Origin of the sequence: Sulfuriferula plumbiphila, assembly GCF_009938015.1 — a bacterium.
GTDB lineage: Bacteria > Pseudomonadota > Gammaproteobacteria > Burkholderiales > Sulfuriferulaceae > Sulfuriferula > Sulfuriferula plumbiphila.
In genome coordinates, this window is record NZ_AP021884.1 from 2,328,294 (window position 1) to 2,341,618 (window position 13,325).

A 13,325-nucleotide genomic window follows, 5' to 3' on the forward strand; every position below is an offset into this window, starting at 1 on the left:
GACCTACTGCGCCGGAACCGGACTGGCGGGTGCGCCAAAATCGACTTTGGGCGCTTTCGAAATTTCTTTCTCGTTCTCCACCGTAAAGCTGGGCTTGACCTTGTAGCCCATCACCATGGCAGTGAGGTTGCTGGGGAACCGGCGTACGGTGTTGTTGTATTCCTGCACCGCGTCTATATAACGTTTACGCGCGACGGCGATGCGATTTTCGGTGCCTTCCAGCTGTGCCTGCAGGTCACGAAATACCCCGTCCGCCTTGAGTTGCGGGTAATTTTCAGCAACCAGCATCAGGCGCGACAGCGAATTGCTCATGTCGCGTTGCGCGGCCTGGAATCTGGCAAAGGCCGCGGGGTCATTGATCAGCTCGGGGGTAGCCTGAATCTGGCCGACCCGGGCGCGCGCTTCGGTCACTTGCGTGAACACATCTTTTTCGTGGGCGGCATAGCCTTTCACCACGTTCACCAGGTTGGGCACCAGATCGGCGCGGCGCTGGTACTGGTTAAGCACCTCGGCCCAGCTGGCCTTGATTTGCTCATCAGTGGTCTGAAATGTATTGTAGCCACATCCACTGAGACTCAGGGTAAGCAGCAGCAGGAACGGCATCATCCAGTTACGCATTGTTCTCTCCTTCAGGGATGGGATTATTCAAGGTGTTTAAAGCCAGACACAGATCTTCCCAGGCACGCGCCTTGTCCGCCAGGTTGCGCAGCAGATAGGCTGGATGATACGTCACAATCAGCGGGATGCCGTGGTAATGATGCACCTGCCCGCGCAGGCTGCTGATGCTGGCGTCGGTATTGAGCAGGCTGTGCGCGGCAAAGCGCCCGAGAGCGACGATGAGTCTAGGCTGGATGAGCTGCACCTGGCGCACCAGATAAGGCAGGCAGGCTGCGATTTCTTCCGGCTTGGGATTGCGGTTCCCCGGCGGCCGCGATTTCAGTACGTTGGCAATGTATACGTTGTCACCGCGTTTCAGGCGGATTGCCGCCAGCATGGCGTCCAGCAGCTTGCCCGCTGCACCGACGAAAGGCTCACCCTGGGCGTCTTCTTCCGCGCCCGGCGCCTCGCCCACAAACAGCCAGTCGGCATGAATATCGCCCACGCCCAGCACACCCTGGGTACGGGTTGCATACAGCGGACAGGCAGTACAGCTTGCCACGGCCTGCCTGAGCGCATCCCAGTCCATCTGGCTGACCTCCTCAATACCAGCCGTGGCTGGCGCAGAGCGCGTCGCAACCGCTGCGCCGCGCAGCTTCCAGCGTGGCGCAAGCCCCAGTTCATGGAATACCAGGTCACGCATATTTTTTCATATCCAGCAGCATGATAACGGCATCTTCGCGGCCATAATGGGATGGGTAATACGCCTTGCGCATGGCCACATATTCGAACCCCAGCTTGTGGTACAGACGGCGCGCCACGGTATTGGATGGCCGCACTTCCAGGTACATGGTCTCGGCGTGGTAATCGCGTGCAATCGCTATCAGATATTGCATGAAGGCGTGGCCCCACCCCTTACCCTGCCACTCAAGCCCCACCGTGATATTCAGCAAATGCGCCTCGCCCGCTGCCAGCATCAGCACGGCGTAGCCCGCGATGTATTGATTGTGTTGACACACCCAGCAGCTATAGCCGGATTGCAGCGAATCGCGGAAATTGCCGCGCGTCCACGGAAACGGGTAAACCGCGTGCTCCATCGCCACCACCACGTCGATGTCATCTTCACGCATCGGGCGAAACGACGGCTGGATATGTAACAGCGCACTCATCGTTCGCAAATTTTCAAAGCAACCTTGTCGCGAATATACAGCGGCACTGCCAGTTCCGCCGCCATGCCCTGCCCGGCTTCGATACGTGGCATGGCCAAACGGGCGATCTCGCGTGCGTGCGGATACAGTTCCGGACAGATGCTGACCAGCGCCGCACCATAACGCGCTTGCAGCGGTTCAGCATACGCTTTGAATCCGCTGCCGCAACCGCACCAGTCCAAGCCCGCTACAGCGGGCACCTGCCGGGGCGCGCATAGCAGCGGCCCGGATTCAGCAATCCAGTCGCTTGCCTCACGTCGATAAACGGCATGGTAAACCTCGCCCATGCGCGCATCCAGACAGGCGATCACGCGCGCCGCGCCGCTCGCCTCGGCCAGTGCCAGCAGGGTGCCCACGCCCAGCACCGGCACATCCGCACCAAACGCCAGTCCCTGCGCCACCGCGCAGGCGATACGCAGCCCGGTAAACGAGCCTGGCCCGGCGCCGAATGCGATGCCATCGAGCTGCGCCAGGCTCACCCCGGCTCCGGCCAGCAAATCCTGGCACATGGGCAGCAGCAATTGCGAGTGGGTTTGCCCGGCGTGAACCTCGCGATAAGTCAGATCGCCATCCATCAACAGGGCAGCCGTGCAGTACTCGGTGGATGTGTCAAAAGCCAGAATTCTCATTCGGCGATTATAACGGAGACGGGCTAGCGAATGGGTAGATAGACCTCGAACAAAACGCGCTGCCAAGGGTTGCGGCTGGCGCTCAAACGGCTGATGCGCGCCTCCAGCCGGGTACCGCGATCCATCAGCCGCGCCACTGCCTCGTTGTCGCGACGCGGCACATAGCCCAGCTTGATGCCGTGCCATTCCACTCGCACCGCGCGCGGGTCATAGGCATTTTGCGGCTCGCGTACCAGTTCCAGCACATCACCTTCGTGCATTTCTGCCCACACCTGCCTGCCGCTGTAATACTGAAATCCGGCCAGCGGCGATGACTGCAGCAGAATATGTTCAGACACCCCGGCCGCGGCAGTCAGCGACAACAGCAAAGCTGCGGTCGCACTCGCCCATCCCCATATCCGGCCTGGTTTTATCCTCATATCCATCATGTGCAAGTTTGGCCGTGCTGTCATTAAGCGTACACATCAAATCATCAAATGCCGCGACTTTCTCATATGGTGTCAGGCAGAAATCGCTCCATATGCAGGGATACTGGCGTCGTTCCCGACAAATTCCGCCACCGTCTGGATACCCCATCACGTGGCCGCTGCGGTTGATGGCCTCCACCATGGCATGGACCGCCGCGCCAGTCGATGTCCCGGACAAATGCGCCGTCTACCCGGACGCTGTCCACCTGAAGATTTTTGAGGTACGCAAAAGAGGACATGCCGCTGCCGGAGTCGTCCAGGGAGAAGCGCCAGTCCCAGCCTTTGAGGATACGGATGAAACGCATCGCCCGGCTCAGACTGGCAATTGTCGCGTTTCAGTCACTTCAAGGCAAATGGCCTTGGCAGGAAGGCTGCAAACGGTCCGGTTTTGGCGAAGCAAATGGCTTGATGCAAGCATCCAATCAATTCAGAATACGTACCCACCTTCCTTTTAATCAATCCGGATTTTTACCATGAGCGACTCAGGCATCCATATTCCCCATCATGCCCATCATGACCATGAAGCCAATTCCCTGGACCAGTGGGTTGCCATATTCACCGCGATCCTGGCAGCCTTGGGCGCCGTTCTGAGCTATCAGGGAAGCCATCTGATGAACGAGGTGCTGTTACAGAAAAACGAGGCCGTGTTGATGAAGGCACATGCCACCGATCAATGGAATTACTATCAGGCTGTGAGCACGAAAACGCATCTGATGGAACTGGCAAAAACGCTGGCGCCAGCCGACAAAACCAGCGGGTTCAATAGCGAGATAACCAAATACAAGGCACAAAAAGCCAAGATCAAGGTCGACGCAGAAAAATATGAGCAGGCATCAGCCAAGGCCAACGCAGAAGCCGCGCGTTTGAGCGCGCCGCACGAAAAAATGGCGCTGGCCATCATCCTGTTTCAAATCGCGGTGGCACTGGCATCCGTTACCGCGCTGACCAAGCGTGCCTGGCTGATGAGCGTTGCATCCATCTGCGCGCTTGCCGGCATTGGTCTGTGGGGTTATGGACTGGCAATGTTGTGAGTATGTCGCCGGATAATCCGCTGTATGCCTGGGGCGGACTGAATCGCCTGCTGTTTCTGTGGATCAATGGTTTTCACAGCGCCTATTGGGATGCACTGATGCTGACCATGACAGCGCTGGGCGACCATGCCAACTACCCAATTTATATGGCGCTGGCCTTGTTGCTCAGCGCAGGGCGCCCACTGTGGTTGCCCGGAAGCAATGTCCTGATATTCGGAGTGGGGTATGTGCTTACCGGATGGATCGTTACCCAGATCAAACTCCTGCTGAATTTTCCTCGCCCGTTGCTGGCACTGGATTCGCACTGGGTGCAGGTGGTGGGGCGGCCTGAATTCCATCACAGTTTTCCCTCCGGGCACGCCACCTTTGCGGTGTTGCTGGCAGCCAGCCTGTCCTACCAGTCTGCCCGTCCGCTACGCTGGTTATTGTGGGGCTTTGCCCTGCTGGTCTGCCTGTCCCGCCCCGTTTTGGGAGCGCACTTCCCTGTGGATGTGCTGGGCGGTGCGTTGATTGCCTGCCTTACCGTTTACTCGCTGCGTCGGCTCCACAAGAGGATGTTCCCCGCAAAGGCGAAAACCGAAAATGAATAGCAGGCTCCAACTTTCGGGTTGATCGCTTCGATCAGGCGGTTGGCCGCAAAGTGTCTGCGCAGAGGTGGCTTGTTTGCGCCCTCAAGGTAAGCCTTGCTGTGTAGATTAAGCCCTCTGCTTCACTTCTCATCGCCGACACGGACACTGCGCTTGAAAGAACAGGTACTGTAAAAAAGTAGCCGGTTACAAGGCAGGCGCTTGCAGTCAGCTCATTGTCCAGCACGGCGATCACGACATTGCCGCCTGCGGGTTCCAGCGAGCGATCGACGATCGGTTCGTCGCCGTCATGGATGCCCGCGTCGCGCATTGGCCAGCCGGACATGCGCAGCACAAAGGTCGCTTCACGATGCAGTATCAGGTGCTGGTTAATGAGAGTTGCTCATCGGCCTGTTAAATTGAAATTGTACGGGTTCAAGCGTCGTACATGCCAGACGATGGCGCTCAGGGAGCGGTCCACATCGGCCATGCTTCGCCAGACGAGAAAGTATCAGAAATGCTATTCTCTCGTGTCGCAACGAACATTCCCGGTACGAGACAGAAAGCTTGAAAACCAGCCAGGGGCCCGGCTTCGAGGACATAGAAATCAAGGCGGCGATTGCGACGTCCGCCAGCGGCGGGGCTATCCCGCCGAAGTTCCCACTTTGGAGGTAAACATGGGCAATAACATCGAAGGCAAGATCGTCGTCATCACGGGCGCAAGCAGTGGGCTTGGCGAGGCGACAGCGCGTCATCTGTCTGGGCAGGGTGCCGTGGTGGTACTGGGTGCCCGGCGGATTGACCGGATTAGCGCGCTGGCGCAAGCGTTGGCAGGCAGCGAAGGCAAAGCCATCGCCGTGCAAACCGATGTCACTCAATGCGGGCAAGTCAAGCAGTTGGTCGAAGCCGCCGTTGAAAAATACGGACGCATCGACGTCATGATCAATAACGCCGGACTGATGCCGCACTCCCCGCTTGAACGGCTCAAAATCGCCGACTGGGACCGCATGATTGATGTCAATATCAAAGGCGTATTGTATGGTATCGCCGCTGCCCTGCCCTACATGCAGCAGCAAAAAGCAGGACACATCATCAACGTCGCGTCGGTCGCCGGACATAAAGTCCGTCCCGGTAGCGCCGTCTATGCAGCGACCAAGCACGCTGTGCTGGCATTATCCGAAGGTCTGCGCCAGGAAGTAAAGCCGTATAACATCCGCACCACTGTCATTTCACCTGGCGCGATTGCGACCGAGCTGCCCAACAGCATCACCGAAACTGATATCGCCGACAGTGTCCGAAAGATCTATGAAATCGCCATTCCAGCCGATTCGTTCGCGAGAGCCGTGGCCTTTGCGATGAGTCAGCCAGACGACATCGACGTGAACGAAATCCTGTTCAGGCCGACCCGTCAGGATATCTAATAGATGTCATATTGTTGCTTGCCGCCAACCGGCGACCGTTCTTGAATTCTCGTGCATCGCCTGCCGTCGCGACGATCGCGCTCGCCGTGATCGGCCCCAGCCCCGTATCTCTGCCAGTTTCCGGCTAGCTGCGTTATCCCGGTGCCACAACTGGATTTGCAGTTCCAGCTCATTGACTTGCCGATTCATCTCTTTTACGCACTTGGTAATAGCGCGGATACCGTGCGGGATAACAAGTTGTTTTGACTTGCGGAAATCCCACTAGCCATCGGGATGTTGCTGCGTGCGACAGCGCACAGACGTGCGCTTTCCACCGCGCGCACCCTACACGCAGGAGTGGAGTATTGCCACGACCCCTATCACCTTCGTCATCTGTCTCACGAAGGCATGATTTTTCAATTCGCCGGATGCTCGTTATTCGACGCCCTCAAAGGAGAAGGACATATGTTACGCAGCATGAACGATCTGGAAGACTACGCGATCCGCGCGACCGACGGCACCATTGGCCACGTGAAAGATTTCTATTTCGATGACGAAGCGTGGGTTATCCGCTATCTCGTGGTCGACACCGGCACCTGGCTTTCGAGTCGAAAAGTGTTGATCTCGCCTATCGCGATCGGCCACCCGAACTGGACGGAAAAGCTACTGCCCGTCTCGATCACGAAAGAGCAAGTGAAGAACAGCCCCGCCATCGACACCGAGAAGCCGGTTTCGCGGCAGCACGAAATAGAGTACCTCGGGTATTACGGCTACCCGTTATATTGGGGTGGCGCCATGCCCTGGGGCGGGGGAATTTACCCGAACATGATGATGCCAGGCTACGCGGGCTTCGTTTCGACGCCGCATGCCGAACGTCCAGAAGTGGAGGAATCTCACGCACGCACTGACGCGGCGCGGCACCAGGATGACGATCCCCACCTGCGCAGGTGTAAAACGGTAATGACCTATCACATTCAGGCGACCGATGGTGACATCGGCCACGTACAGGGCCTGCTCGTCGATGAGGAGACCTGGTCCATTCGATACATGATTGTGAACACGAGCAACTGGTGGCTCGGTCACCAGGTGCTCATTGCGCCGCAATGGATCCAGGACGTGAGCTGGCCCGACGCTACGGTCTCCATCAACCTGACGCGGCAGGCAGTGAAAGACGCTCCGCCATACGACTCAGCGGCGCAGCTGGATCGTGAGCAGGAAATGGGCATCTACAAACATTATGGACTGGTCGGCTATTGGGCAACGCAGGCGAAAAGTGAATCCGCCATACCCGACCGATAGCCCCTGCAGACGATTGCGACCGTAAATCCTGACCCGGTGCTGACGCCGGACACGGCATCCGAGCACATCACTGGCCCAGCGTCTGCAAAGGCGGGCATCATCGAATACGGCGACTTTCAATGCCCGTTGCGTGTTCAGGCGCACGCGGCGTTGAATTATGGTCTACCGTTCTCAGGGGCGCAACGTGAGTGCCACGTTGCCCTACACCCCCGGCTACTTTATTGACGTAAACGTGGCGAATGTCCCGGCCGCAAGATCATGGGCGCATCGCCGCTGGAGCAAGGGGAGGACACGATGTGGGAAAACCGCGTCTGGACCCATATCCTGTATCGCATCGTCACCCTGTTTCACGTAAAGAACCAAGGCCTCGGTCCGAAACTGGAACTGACACACAATCCGCAATGGGGCGAACACTGCCGCAAGGAAGCGCTGTCCCATGCGGCGCTGGTTGACCGCCATCTGTCGGACGGCCGACCATGGATGCTGGGCGGCGACACGCCGACCTTTGCCGATATCACACTGTGCGTGGCGATTGCGTTCTCGAAATTTCCTGTGAATGCAACGCCGCTCGACGAGCGCTTCGAATATCTGGACGGTATCTGGAAGCGCTGGAAAGCGCGGCCGAGTTTTCAGACCGCGATGCGGATGGCGGCAGCGGACTGGAGGAACTGGCACATCTGAAGAAACAATGATGATGAGCGTGACTTCCTGATGGCGTTGGTGCAGGGATAAGAACAGGATGAAATTTGGTCTTGCATCCGGACGTTATGAAATTTTTTGCACCCTGCGAACGGATTTCGGGCGTCCAGCTTCCCACATCCGATTGATGACCGCCGTGCCGATGGCGGCTTCAGTGCGCTGACCGTCTAGGGAAGCGCTGATTTATTCGCCTGCGATTTGCCGGTAAACCGAGAAAATATCGCCATCCGATTACCCTGTTACCGAGCCGAAGATGCCACGCCAAACGAGTTTTGCCAACGAGAATGCCGCAACAAGAAACGCCTCGGGAAATATTTTTATCCGATATGGCGCGGGTGATACCGTGGACTGAGCTGCTGGCTGTGATTGAGCCGCACTACCCCAAGTCCGGACGACGCGGCAGGTCACCGATGGTGTTGAACGCTATGTTGCGGATTTAGCTTATGCAGCAGTGGTTCAACTTTCCGGACCGGCAGATGGAAGACGCGCTGTACGAGATAGAAAGCATCCGGCGCTTTGCGGGCTTCACGACTGTCACAGCGGCGTTGCCCGATGAGACGACTATCCTCAAGTTCCGCCACCGGCTGGAAGGGAAGGCCTTGACAGAGCCCTTGCTGGCGGCAATCAACGGCCACCTCAAAGCCCAGGAGATGTTGATCTCCAAGGGCACGATGGTGGATGCCAGGATCATCCATGCCCCCAGCTCCACCAGGAACGCGGCGGGTGAACGCGATCCGGAGCAACGCCTGGCTGAAAGACTATGCACCTCCAGCATAACGATTCGGCTCGCCCTACTCTCTCACCTTATTTAACACGGCCCGAAAGAATGGGGCATGGCCGGACTGATGAACCCGATGGATAACATCAAGAAACCGAAAGTCAGCAACACGCGCACCAGGCGTGTAAGCAACGCACATGCGGATTGTCAACCTGTCGCAAGGACTGACAAGCTTAGGTGATGACATAAACCCGCTGTGTTTCTAATCAATGCTGGAGAAAAATCGGTCGATGATTCGCACTCGCTCGGTTTGCTACGCTATATTGAAATTAACTATACCACCAAAAAAAAGGAGCCTGCCGTGCAAAAATATTTGCCGCGCTTCGTCAGCCTCCTCACCAAGAATACCGTCGCGCTGATTCTTGCCGGTGGCCGCGGTTCCCGACTCAAACAATTAACTGACTGGCGCGCCAAGCCCGCCGTGCCGTTTGGCGGCAAGTTCCGCATCATCGATTTTCCGCTCTCCAATTGCCTCAATTCCGGTATCCGTCGCGTGGGCGTGCTGACGCAGTACAAGGCGCACTCGATGATCAAGCATATCCAGCGCGGCTGGGGGTTCTTGCGCGGCGAGTTCAACGAGTTCATTGAACTGTTGCCTGCGCAGCAGCGCGTTTCCGAGCTGGACTGGTACAAGGGTACCGCAGATGCGGTGTTCCAGAACATGGATATTGTGCGTAATTACGAACCCGATTATGTGCTGATACTGGCGGGCGATCACATCTACAAAATGGACTACGGCGAAATGCTGGCATGCCACGTGCGCCACGAGGCCGACATGACGGTGGCGTGTATCGAGGTGCCGATTGAAGACGCGCGCGCGTTTGGCGTGATGACCGTGGACGCCGATGAGCGCGTGGTGGGTTTTGCCGAAAAGCCGGATAACCCCAGCACCCTGCCCGGCAACCCGGAGCGCGTGCTGGTGTCCATGGGCGTGTATGTGTTCAACGCCCGCTTCCTCTACGAACAGCTGATTCGCGACGCGGATGATCCCGCTTCCGAACACGATTTCGGCAAAAACATCATTCCGCACCTGATCGATCGCTACCGCGTCTACGCGCACAGCTTCAAGGACAGTTGCATCGGCAGCCTGCCGGGCAGCGAGCCCTACTGGCGCGATGTGGGTACGGTGGATGCCTATTGGGCGGCCAATCTGGATCTGGCCAACATCACGCCGGAACTCAATCTGTACGACAGGCAATGGCCGATCTGGACCCACCAGGAACAGCTTCCCCCCGCCAAATTCGTGTTCGATGATGAAGAGCGGCGTGGCGTGGCGCTCGAAAGTATGGTATCGGGTGGCTGTCTTATCAGCGGCGCCACGGTGCGCCGCTCGGTGTTGTTTTCCAATGTCCAGGTCCACAGTTTCGCCACGGTGGAAGACGCCGTGGTGCTGCCCAACGTCGACATTGGCCGACATGCCTGCCTGCGCCGCTGCGTGATCGACAAGGACTGCAAGATACCCGAGCGCCTGGTGGTGGGGGTGGACCGCAAGGAGGACGAACGGCGTTTTTATGTGACCGAAAACGGCATTACCCTGATTACGCCCGGCATGCTCGGCCAAAACCCACACCAGATACGTTGACGTTATAGAAAATCCCATTTTCCAGTGATTTCTGGCCAACTTTTCCCCATCTGAAACGGTTTCACCATCTACGCCCATTCCGGCGGCGAGGTCCTGGATGGCTCCCACAAAATGCAGATCCTGTGGCCGTTCTTCCAGAGTGCTGATGACGCGATGATCAGACGTGGTCTCATCGACAGGTAAGCAAATCGGCCAGTACCTGAGTCAGAACAAGCCGGCTGAGATTTGTCAGATAATCCGTTGCGAGAGGAGGCAGGAATTCATCCGGATAGAGGCTCCACCCATCGTTATCCCGCAGCCGAGCCAAGGTGTCCAGTCCAATCACTTTGCGGACGCGATCACCCAGGATGGGTGATACCAGACTTCCAATCTTCCTTCCGCCAATAGACGCTGGGCTGGCGGTTTTCATTTTTGAACTTCGCTTCTGAACAGTACCCAGGATTTTTCACGGTTGTCTTTGTTCGCCTTGTTTTCGTACAGAGCCTGGTCGGCAAAGCGCAGTAATTGGGACGGAGTTTCTTTTCCTCCCGGAGGATGGAACGCCACTCCTATGCTGGCACGGATCTGAACCGTCTTGCCATTACTCAGGGCAATGGGAGCGCTGATGGCGTCCTCTATATTGGTCAGTACCTGGGCCAGATCGTCCTGGCTGGCGAGTTCATCCACCAGCAAGACAAATTCATCCCCGCCCAGGCGGGCGACGAAGTCCGATTTGCGCAACGATTTAGGCAGGCGTTGGCCCATCGCTACCAGGACTTCATCACCGGCCTCATGACCATAGGTATCGTTGATGGGTTTGAAGTCATCCAGATCCAGCATGCAGACTGCCAGGAGCTTGTTGTGCCGTTCGGCCCGGGCCATGTCCTGTTCCAGATGGCATTCGAGCAGACGACGATTGGGGAGGCCCGTCAGGGGGTCATAGAACGCCATTTTGTGAATTTCCGCCCCGGCTTCCACGAGTTCACGATGATGTCGCCATTGGGTCAAAGCCAGCCCGAGGGTGTTGGCCAATTGCTCGAGCAATTGTCGCAACGGTTGCGTGAAGTGTTCAGGGAGATCACTCTCAATCACCAGCACGGCAGATGGCTCTGGGTCCTCACACACAAAAATCGGAAAAGCCATGACGCTCTGGATCCGTGACAGAGCGGCGTGCTGTTTTTGCACGGCCATCATCGCGGGAGATTGATGAGGATTGACTGGCCCCTGTGTGGTTTTCTCGCGAAAAGCCCGGCTCGGGAGCATGTCGCCATAGGGGAAATGTGATGGATCCCTTGAGGGTGTCAGTTGTTCCATGGCCGCCTGCAGAGCTGGCTCATCTGCTGCGGCAGCCGCATACCTTAACCACTCGCTACCCGCTTCTGGAACCACGATAAAAGCCCCAATAGCCTCCGTCTGCGTCACCACTATGCCCACCAGCTGCTGATACATCGCCTGAGGCTCATTCAGGCGCTGGATGTCTTGTTGAGCAAGTAACGCTGCTGCCTGATATTGGCGCAGTCGCAATAATTGGCGCAGCACTTTTTGGGTAAATACGTCCATCACAACCAGAAATAACAAGGCAGTCAGAATGATCGCCAGTCTTACCCGCTCCACCCGCCAGAAAGCATGATGCATCGCCGCTGCCGTCCATTGCACATGAAGAACCCAGGGATAACCCGGAACTGGAACCGTTATTTCGCCCACAGAGGCGGGCAACCGGGTATCCGGTGGCGCCCAATGGCCATCCTGCCAGACCGATATGGCCTGGTTGCTGGAATTCGTGAGCAGGATGGATTGCAGGTCGGTGGGGATGTAGATGGTATTGAGGCTGGAGAGAAGAAAAGGAGAACCGATAAAGCCCAGCACATGTCCCTCATTGTCCTCGATGCGTTGGCGCATTGTCAGCACCCAGGCATTTGCGTATCTGGCGTAACTTGTCTTACCGATCAGCCTGCCCGGGTGCTGCGGCAGAGGAGTGAAATCCTTCTCCAGAGTAAGAGGCGTTGCCGGCTGTTTCCGGCTCGACCAGATGATCCGGTTGCCGGAAGGATCCTGGATGTTGATGGCCGGGATATTAGGATGGGTGCGCTGAAAGGCCGTAAAAGTGGAGAGCACCTGCGCGCTCGGTAGTAACCCGCGGGTGCGCAAGTCAAAAAACGAATTTTTAAGGAACTGCAGATCACGGAAATGAACATCGATGGCGGACGCTACTGCGTTGGCTGTTTGTTGTGCCGTAAGCCTGGCGCGGTTGGCAAAGTTGGCTTGAATGGATTGTTGCAGGTCAATGGCCTGCCAGAGGGCGGCGCCGGCAAGCAACAAAACCAATATCACAAAAAATGCTTGGGCGCCCCACAGTATCCGCCGGTCGGATTGGGCTAATGATCGCGTTTTTTTCATGAGCAGAAGCCCCATGAAGCGATCAAGCACGAAATGCTGAGAGGCTTGCTGTAGGGGCGGTTGGGCGTGATCATTTTATCGGAGGCCCGAGTCTTTTCCTGAGTATAGGCGGCGTCTCAGAAAAAGAATAATATCCTCATCCCAAACTCCGCCCATAGGCGCGGCGTCCTTACCTCGGGACGGCCTCGGGGCAGGCTGCTTGACCATTAAACCACTCAGACCACGGGTATTGCCGACAAAAACAGCCGCTGATTCCAATTGAAATCAGCCAGCATATCCACTGTGAAACAAACCGCTTAGGCATCCCTCAGACGACCGAGCGTCTCGACTCTTGGCGATTCCAGAACATCTGCTTCTTACGAACACAAGTTTGCGTGATCAATTGTTTTTTTGAAATCGTTCTGCCTTTTCTAAAGTTTTTTGTTGCCGTTCCGTTAAACATCATGCGGTTTACGGGTCATGGGTTCCTGCGGCTATCCTACAATGTTGCCGTAAGTCTTATCTGGTATTTTGAATTGTCTGACCAAGGCAAACCTGTGCGAAAGCTAGGGACGCAACGTTTCCGGTCTAGCGGATGATCGCCTTCGCAGCGTCACCCTAACCAAGAACCAGGGCTGGACGGGCTCTTGCAATCGCTGAGCGCTCTGAATCGCGGATATTGGGAACGAAGATGTTAGCGCAATGAATTTCGAT

The 13,325-nt window shown here is 56.9% G+C and carries 17 protein-coding genes and 1 pseudogene; 8 read left to right on the top strand and 10 right to left on the bottom strand.

The window, feature by feature from the left end:
- Positions 1-3: 3 nt before the first annotated feature.
- Genes GZH91_RS12090 through GZH91_RS18425 form a run of 7 tightly spaced genes read right to left on the bottom strand, consistent with a single transcriptional unit; the run spans position 4 to position 3,206 of the window.
- Positions 4-618, bottom strand: a complete 615-nt coding sequence (locus GZH91_RS12090; protein ID WP_147074422.1) for a LemA family protein — start codon at positions 616-618, stop codon at positions 4-6.
- Positions 611-1,300, bottom strand: a complete 690-nt coding sequence (locus GZH91_RS12095) for a uracil-DNA glycosylase (protein ID WP_147074421.1) — start codon at positions 1,298-1,300, stop codon at positions 611-613. Before GZH91_RS12095 ends, GZH91_RS12090 begins: the two co-directional genes overlap by 8 nt.
- Positions 1,293-1,766 (bottom strand): ribosomal protein S18-alanine N-acetyltransferase, encoded by a 474-nt coding sequence (gene rimI, locus GZH91_RS12100; protein ID WP_147074420.1) that lies wholly within the window; start codon positions 1,764-1,766, stop codon positions 1,293-1,295. Before rimI ends, GZH91_RS12095 begins: the two co-directional genes overlap by 8 nt.
- On the bottom strand, positions 1,763-2,434 hold the full coding sequence (gene tsaB / locus GZH91_RS12105) for a tRNA (adenosine(37)-N6)-threonylcarbamoyltransferase complex dimerization subunit type 1 TsaB (protein ID WP_147074419.1): 672 nt from the start codon (positions 2,432-2,434) through the stop codon (positions 1,763-1,765). Before tsaB ends, rimI begins: the two co-directional genes overlap by 4 nt.
- Positions 2,435-2,457: 23 nt before the next feature.
- Positions 2,458-2,796: an HIRAN domain-containing protein gene (locus tag GZH91_RS12110; RefSeq protein ID WP_223264602.1), complete on the bottom strand. Its 339-nt coding sequence runs from the start codon at positions 2,794-2,796 to the stop codon at positions 2,458-2,460.
- Positions 2,765-3,043, bottom strand: coding sequence for a hypothetical protein (locus GZH91_RS12115; RefSeq protein WP_161984119.1), 279 nt, complete (start codon positions 3,041-3,043; stop codon positions 2,765-2,767). The genes GZH91_RS12110 and GZH91_RS12115 overlap by 32 nt, the downstream gene beginning before the upstream one ends.
- Positions 2,925-3,206 (bottom strand): EAL domain-containing protein, encoded by a 282-nt coding sequence (locus tag GZH91_RS18425; RefSeq protein ID WP_147074417.1) that lies wholly within the window; start codon positions 3,204-3,206, stop codon positions 2,925-2,927. Before GZH91_RS18425 ends, GZH91_RS12115 begins: the two co-directional genes overlap by 119 nt.
- Here GZH91_RS18425 and GZH91_RS12125 point away from each other — a divergent pair.
- The 3 genes from GZH91_RS12125 to GZH91_RS12135 are packed head-to-tail and all read left to right on the top strand — an operon-like array spanning position 3,196 to position 4,522.
- On the top strand, positions 3,196-3,378 hold the full coding sequence (locus tag GZH91_RS12125; protein WP_147074416.1) for a hypothetical protein: 183 nt from the start codon (positions 3,196-3,198) through the stop codon (positions 3,376-3,378). The two genes, GZH91_RS18425 and GZH91_RS12125, sit on opposite strands and share 11 nt — an antisense overlap.
- Positions 3,375-3,932 (top strand): DUF4337 domain-containing protein, encoded by a 558-nt coding sequence (locus tag GZH91_RS12130; RefSeq protein WP_147074415.1) that lies wholly within the window; start codon positions 3,375-3,377, stop codon positions 3,930-3,932. Before GZH91_RS12125 ends, GZH91_RS12130 begins: the two co-directional genes overlap by 4 nt.
- 2 nt (positions 3,933-3,934) lie before the next feature.
- A complete protein-coding gene (locus GZH91_RS12135) occupies positions 3,935-4,522 on the top strand; it encodes a phosphatase PAP2 family protein (RefSeq protein ID WP_223264608.1) in 588 nt (195 codons plus the stop codon).
- 31 nt (positions 4,523-4,553) lie between these two features.
- Here the strand turns inward: GZH91_RS12135 and GZH91_RS12140 are convergent, their stop codons facing one another.
- Entirely contained in the window at positions 4,554-4,892 is a 339-nt protein-coding gene (locus tag GZH91_RS12140; RefSeq protein WP_408646942.1) for a LexA family protein, read from the bottom strand.
- A 283-nt stretch (positions 4,893-5,175) separates the two neighbouring features.
- Between GZH91_RS12140 and GZH91_RS12145 the strand changes: the two genes are divergently transcribed.
- Positions 5,176-5,919 (top strand): SDR family oxidoreductase, encoded by a 744-nt coding sequence (locus tag GZH91_RS12145; RefSeq protein ID WP_147074412.1) that lies wholly within the window; start codon positions 5,176-5,178, stop codon positions 5,917-5,919.
- 19 nt (positions 5,920-5,938) lie between these two features.
- Here the strand turns inward: GZH91_RS12145 and GZH91_RS12150 are convergent.
- Positions 5,939-6,096, bottom strand: a pseudogene (locus tag GZH91_RS12150) (transposase); the annotation flags it as partial.
- Positions 6,097-6,363: 267 nt separating this feature from the next.
- On the opposite strand from GZH91_RS12150, the gene GZH91_RS12155 reads away from it, so the two are divergent.
- From GZH91_RS12155 to glgC, 4 genes are all read left to right on the top strand, one after another.
- Positions 6,364-7,197 (top strand): PRC-barrel domain-containing protein, encoded by an 834-nt coding sequence (locus tag GZH91_RS12155; protein ID WP_147074411.1) that lies wholly within the window; start codon positions 6,364-6,366, stop codon positions 7,195-7,197.
- 258 nt (positions 7,198-7,455) lie between these two features.
- Positions 7,456-7,878 (top strand): glutathione S-transferase family protein, encoded by a 423-nt coding sequence (locus GZH91_RS12160; RefSeq protein ID WP_198415310.1) that lies wholly within the window; start codon positions 7,456-7,458, stop codon positions 7,876-7,878.
- 461 nt (positions 7,879-8,339) lie between these two features.
- On the top strand, positions 8,340-8,708 hold the full coding sequence (locus GZH91_RS12165; RefSeq protein ID WP_147074410.1) for a transposase: 369 nt from the start codon (positions 8,340-8,342) through the stop codon (positions 8,706-8,708).
- Between the two features lie 267 nt (positions 8,709-8,975).
- Positions 8,976-10,256: a glucose-1-phosphate adenylyltransferase gene (gene glgC / locus GZH91_RS12170; protein ID WP_161984202.1), complete on the top strand. Its 1,281-nt coding sequence runs from the start codon at positions 8,976-8,978 to the stop codon at positions 10,254-10,256.
- 405 nt (positions 10,257-10,661) lie between these two features.
- Here the strand turns inward: glgC and GZH91_RS12175 are convergent, their stop codons facing one another.
- Complete coding sequence (locus GZH91_RS12175) at positions 10,662-12,632, bottom strand: bifunctional diguanylate cyclase/phosphodiesterase (RefSeq protein ID WP_232522179.1); 1,971 nt, start codon at positions 12,630-12,632, stop codon at positions 10,662-10,664.
- Positions 12,633-13,325: the final 693 nt, after the last annotated feature.

What these genes read in the sequence shown, in the direction of transcription:
- rimI (WP_147074420.1), bottom strand. Translation starts at nt 1,766, where the DNA reads ATGAGTGCGCTGTTACATATCCAGCCGTCGTTTCGCCCGATGCGTGAA.
- GZH91_RS12135 (WP_223264608.1), top strand. Translation starts at nt 3,935, where the DNA reads ATGTCGCCGGATAATCCGCTGTATGCCTGGGGCGGACTGAATCGCCTG.
- GZH91_RS12095 (WP_147074421.1), bottom strand. Translation starts at nt 1,300, where the DNA reads ATGCGTGACCTGGTATTCCATGAACTGGGGCTTGCGCCACGCTGGAAG.
- GZH91_RS12155 (WP_147074411.1), top strand. Translation starts at nt 6,364, where the DNA reads ATGTTACGCAGCATGAACGATCTGGAAGACTACGCGATCCGCGCGACC.
- tsaB (WP_147074419.1), bottom strand. Translation starts at nt 2,434, where the DNA reads ATGAGAATTCTGGCTTTTGACACATCCACCGAGTACTGCACGGCTGCC.
- GZH91_RS12125 (WP_147074416.1), top strand. Translation starts at nt 3,196, where the DNA reads ATGAAACGCATCGCCCGGCTCAGACTGGCAATTGTCGCGTTTCAGTCA.
- GZH91_RS12145 (WP_147074412.1), top strand. Translation starts at nt 5,176, where the DNA reads ATGGGCAATAACATCGAAGGCAAGATCGTCGTCATCACGGGCGCAAGC.
- GZH91_RS12160 (WP_198415310.1), top strand. Translation starts at nt 7,456, where the DNA reads ATGGGCGCATCGCCGCTGGAGCAAGGGGAGGACACGATGTGGGAAAAC.
- GZH91_RS12130 (WP_147074415.1), top strand. Translation starts at nt 3,375, where the DNA reads ATGAGCGACTCAGGCATCCATATTCCCCATCATGCCCATCATGACCAT.
- GZH91_RS12165 (WP_147074410.1), top strand. Translation starts at nt 8,340, where the DNA reads ATGCAGCAGTGGTTCAACTTTCCGGACCGGCAGATGGAAGACGCGCTG.
- GZH91_RS18425 (WP_147074417.1), bottom strand. Translation starts at nt 3,206, where the DNA reads ATGCGTTTCATCCGTATCCTCAAAGGCTGGGACTGGCGCTTCTCCCTG.
- GZH91_RS12115 (WP_161984119.1), bottom strand. Translation starts at nt 3,043, where the DNA reads ATGGTGGAGGCCATCAACCGCAGCGGCCACGTGATGGGGTATCCAGAC.
- GZH91_RS12175 (WP_232522179.1), bottom strand. Translation starts at nt 12,632, where the DNA reads ATGAAAAAAACGCGATCATTAGCCCAATCCGACCGGCGGATACTGTGG.
- GZH91_RS12090 (WP_147074422.1), bottom strand. Translation starts at nt 618, where the DNA reads ATGCGTAACTGGATGATGCCGTTCCTGCTGCTGCTTACCCTGAGTCTC.